Source organism: Candidatus Hydrogenedentota bacterium (assembly GCA_035416745.1).
Taxonomy (GTDB): Bacteria; Hydrogenedentota; Hydrogenedentia; order Hydrogenedentales; family SLHB01; genus UBA2224.
In genome coordinates this window covers 28,566-33,036 of the sequence record DAOLNV010000067.1, presented here as the reverse complement: position 1 = coordinate 33,036, position 4,471 = coordinate 28,566, and the positions used below count along the sequence as shown (strand labels likewise).

Annotated in this window: 2 protein-coding genes; both read left to right on the top strand. The window is 58.1% G+C overall.

The genetic code is table 11. The annotated features are described in order from the left end of the window. Positions 1–218 precede the first annotated feature (218 nt). The gene (locus PLJ71_17095) at positions 219–2,756 is read left to right on the top strand and encodes a cation-translocating P-type ATPase (protein HQM50408.1); all 2,538 of its coding nucleotides are present in this window, start codon (positions 219–221) and stop codon (positions 2,754–2,756) included. 118 nt (positions 2,757–2,874) lie between these two features. Next, positions 2,875–3,801, top strand: a complete 927-nt coding sequence (locus tag PLJ71_17090; GenBank protein ID HQM50407.1) for an alpha/beta fold hydrolase — start codon at positions 2,875–2,877, stop codon at positions 3,799–3,801. Positions 3,802–4,471 lie beyond the last annotated feature (670 nt).

The window sequence follows — 4,471 nt, the reverse complement described above, 5'->3', positions numbered from 1 at the left end:
CGGAGCCTTGACCGGAACTCGGCTCCCTGCTAAAGTCAAAAGAATAAGAGAACACAAGCCTCCCCTGGATGGACTGTACTGCGGCGTCCAAATTTGCCCCACTAACTCCCGAAAGATGAGGGTAAGCTCAGGAAACTCAACGGTCCTGAAGAAAACACGCAGCATCGATTGGGTAGGAGTTTCGCAAGTGACCGTTCACGATGAAGGATAGCCGCTGCATGTCAGATACCCCCAGCACAGGATTTACCGGCCTGTCGGAAGAAGAGGCCCAGAAACGGCTTCGCACGGAAGGCTACAACGAGCTTCCGTCCGGCAAGAAGCGCAACTTGTTCAGAATTGCTCTTGACGTGGCCCTGGAACCGATGTTCCTTCTGCTGATCGTGTGTGGGGTGATTTATCTTTTTCTCGGTGAGGCCACGGATGCCACGATGCTGCTGGCATTTGTCTTCCTCATTATCGGAATTACCCTCTACCAGGAACTAAAGACGGAGCGTGCGCTAGAGGCGTTGCGAGACCTGTCGAGTCCGCGGGCATTGGTCGTCCGGGATGGCGTGGAGAAGCGGATTGTCGGGCGCGAGGTGGTTCGGGGCGACCTCCTCGTCTTGGTAGAGGGGGACCGTGTTCCCGCTGATGCCGTGTTGATTCAGAGCAGCTACCTCTCCGTCGACGAATCGCTGCTGACCGGAGAATCGGTTCCGGTGCGCAAGACAACCGGACCAGATCTTGCCGAGATGGGGCGTCCGGGCGGAGACGGCCAACCGTTCTTGTTCTCCGGGACGCTGGTCGTGAAGGGGCGTGGCATCGGGACGGTGCTGGCGACCGGGCCCCACACCGAAATGGGCAAAATCGGCAAGGCGTTGGAGTCCGTCCCACACGAAAAGACCCCGCTACGCCGGCAGACCAGCCTGCTCGTCCGGAATTTCGCCATTGCAGGCTTTCTCCTCTGCGTATTGGTGGTGACGGTCTATGGTCTGACGCGAGGGGTGTGGGTGGACGGAATCCTTGCGGGTATCACCCTCGCCATGGCCATGATTCCAGAAGAGTTTCCGGTCGTTCTGTCTATCTTCCTCGCTCTCGGGGCGTGGCGTATCGCACAGAAGCAGGTGCTGACACGGCGTGTGCCCGCGGTAGAGACGCTGGGGGCGGCTGCCGTGCTTTGCGTCGACAAGACGGGGACATTGACGCAAAACATCATGACGGTCAACAGACTTGTCGTCGAGGGTCAGGAAGTCAAAGTGGATGGCGAAGAATTGCCGGAAATCGTTCACGAACTTGTCGAGTTCAGCATTCTTGCGAGCCATGCGAACCCGTTCGATCCCATGGAGAAAGCGTTTCTTCGGTTAGGTGAACAGCACCTCAGTAACACCGAGCATCTCCATGAAGACTGGGTTCTTGAGCACGAGTACCCTTTGTCGGAACATCTTCTCGCGATGTCACACGTCTGGAGATCCGCGACCTCCGAGACACGCATGATCGCGGCTAAAGGGGCCCCGGAGGCAATCGCGGACCTCTGCCATTTCACGGAGCCTCAATGGTTGCGGCTGGCAGACCAGATCGATGGGCTCGCACGGGAAGGATTGCGTGTCCTGGCCGTAGCGAAAGCCTGCTTCAACACGGCGGTCGTGTCTGAAGACCAACATGATTTTGATTTTCGGTTTCTAGGACTTGTCGGATTTGCCGATCCGCTGCGCCTTCCGGTTCCCGACGCCGTTCGCGAGTGTTACACCGCGGGAATTCGCGTAATTATGATCACGGGAGACTATCCCGCCACGGCGCAGAAGATCGCCAGACAGATCGGGTTGACGCCGCACGACCGGTACATCACAGGGCTTGAACTGGAGTCCATGAATGACCAGGAACTCGCCGAACGCATCGGAACTGTCAGCATATTTGCCCGGGTCGTTCCCGAGCAGAAACTACGCATAGTGACAGCGCTCAAGGCGAGTGGCGCCGTTGTGGCCATGACGGGGGACGGCGTGAACGATGCCCCGGCCTTGAAGGCTGCGGACATCGGGATCGCCATGGGCGGGCGCGGCACAGACGTCGCCCGTGAAGCGGCGGCATTGGTCCTCTTGGACGATGACTTCTCGAGCATCGTGCAGGCTGTGCGCCTGGGCCGGCGCATCTTCGACAACCTGAAAAAGGCTATCTCCTATATCCTTGCCGTTCACGTGCCGATTGCCGGGCTCTCCCTGTTGCCGGTGCTGTTCAAGTGGCCGTTGATACTCCTGCCGGTGCACGTGGTCTTCCTCGAGATGATTATCGACCCCGCATGTTCGATCGTCTTCGAAGTCGAGCCGGAAGAAAAAGACGTGATGAAGCGGAAGCCGCGAAATCCGGCAGAACCCCTGTTAAGCAGGGACAGGCTCATGTTAAGCCTTTTACAGGGTGTGGGAGTCCTCACGATCGTATTGGCCGTATTTGCCATTTCCACCCAGCGGGGACAGACGGAAAACGAAGCGCGCACTTTGACGTTCGCCACGCTTGTCACCGGCAATATCGGGCTAATCCTGGTCAACCGTTCATGGTCGCGGAGCATCCTGGAGATCCTCCGCACGCCGAACAGCGCTGTCTGGTGGGTCATTGGCGGCGCCGTCGTCTTTCTCGGAATCGTTGTCTATGTGCCGGTTCTCCGGGCCGCATTTCACTTCGCCCCGCTCCATGCAACCGACGTCGCCATCGCGCTGTCGGCTGGCTTAGCGAGCATTCTCTGGTTTGAGGCAGTGAAGGCTTTTCGACGCAAATCCGTGGTCTGATGCTGAAGAAATGGCCTGCGGACCCGGCAGCCAGATAACGGGAGGAGGTGAAGGCCTGTCTTATAGGCGGCGGACCAGGAAGGCATGTTGCTCACCCAAGCGGTGAAGGAGAATGTGTATGCAAAAGCGTTATGTCTTCGCGTGGTGTGTCTTGGCCTTGACGGTTCATTGCTGGTCTTTCTGCGAAGAGGCCGGGCCCTATCCCCGTGTGTCGCGGGATGCCTTCGAGGCCCGGCTGCCATTCTTTGCCTATGATAAGGATATTCCGGTGGACGGACGCATCGTGCTCCAAAAAGAGGAAGCCCACTCAATACGATACAAACTGGTCTTTCGAGGGGTGCAAGGGTTTCTGGTACCCGGCTACCTCGAGATTCCTGAGAGTGCCACAAAACCATATCCCCTGGTCGTGCTGCTGCACGGTTGGAGCGGGGGAAAGGACAATTGGTGGGAAAAGAAGAATTACATCAGCGGCTCGGAAATGCGCACCGCCTTGCTCAAATCCGGCTATGCCGTCTTGGCGTTTGATGCCGCCGCCCATGGCGAACGCAGCAATGAAATCGACTATCTTCACGTCAACACCTACGAAGATCCCGCCGCGCCCCCGCGCCGGAACTATTTTTCTATTCCCGAGATCGTGATTCAAACGGTGAAAGACTGCCGCCGGGCATTGGATTACATGGAAGAACGGGGCGATATCGACATGAGCCGGGTGGGCTTGGTGGGCTATAGCATGGGCGGCGTCAACACCATGCTGCTCCTGGCCATTGAACCCCGTATCAAAATGGGGGTCGCTTGCGTGCCTCCCTGGTACAACGCGGCGTGGAAACCCGTAGAGCCCGTTGATTACACGTGGGGTCTTGGAGATAAGCCGCTACTGATGCTCTTGGGACGCATGGACGAATTCTACACGGAAGGACAGATCGAGGCCTCACGCAAGGCTTACCTCAACCTCGACACTACCAAGACCATCTGGTACGACACGGATCACCAGCTCACACCCCGCTATGTCCACGATGCCTTGGCATGGGTGAAGCGCTATCTCTAGCCCTGTCAATTCCTCGCCATGGTTCAAGCGGGCCCGGCAGGGCGCTCTCTCGCGCTCGCGCGCAACTTAATCGGCACGATGCAGACAGCGCGGGTACTCCGGGAGGTGTTCGAGCTCACGAAAGGCATCACACATCTTCTTGTGGCCGATGCCATCGGGCAAGGCGCGGAGGATCGCAGGCGCCTCGCCGACATCAATGTGTACGTCTGCGCAGCAGCCCCAGAAGTGAAGAGTTCTGCCTTCAATACTCACACGCCGCCCGTGTTTTCCGGTTGAAAAATGAGCCCGTGGGGTCCGCAGCACCTGTGGCCGCATCCCAACCGGTGGAACTCCGCATCCAGTTCTTTCTTCATCATAGTGCGTCCTCCCCTGAAGCGCGCCCCTGCGTGCCCGGTGGAAGATACCGCTTTTTCGGGCTTCATGTGGCGGTTCGCAATACCATCGATTCACTCATACCTTCTGCCGCGAAAAACGGCATGAACATCGATGCTAACGTGCCCCCGGCCGTTCTTTCGAAGGAATTCCACCGTTTGCCGTCCACCCCAGCGACTGGAAAACATCAAAACCAAAGCCTCCTTGTCGACCATGAATGGTTCAGGAATGCCGCCGGGTCGCGGTGAATTCGTGCCAGGTGGCCGTGTCGATTCCACGCTTCGGCACTCTTCTTGCT

Coding starts and splice junctions, on each gene's coding strand:
- PLJ71_17090 (HQM50407.1), top strand. CDS start 2,875: ATGCAAAAGCGTTATGTCTTCGCGTGGTGTGTCTTGGCCTTGACGGTT.
- PLJ71_17095 (HQM50408.1), top strand. CDS start 219: ATGTCAGATACCCCCAGCACAGGATTTACCGGCCTGTCGGAAGAAGAG.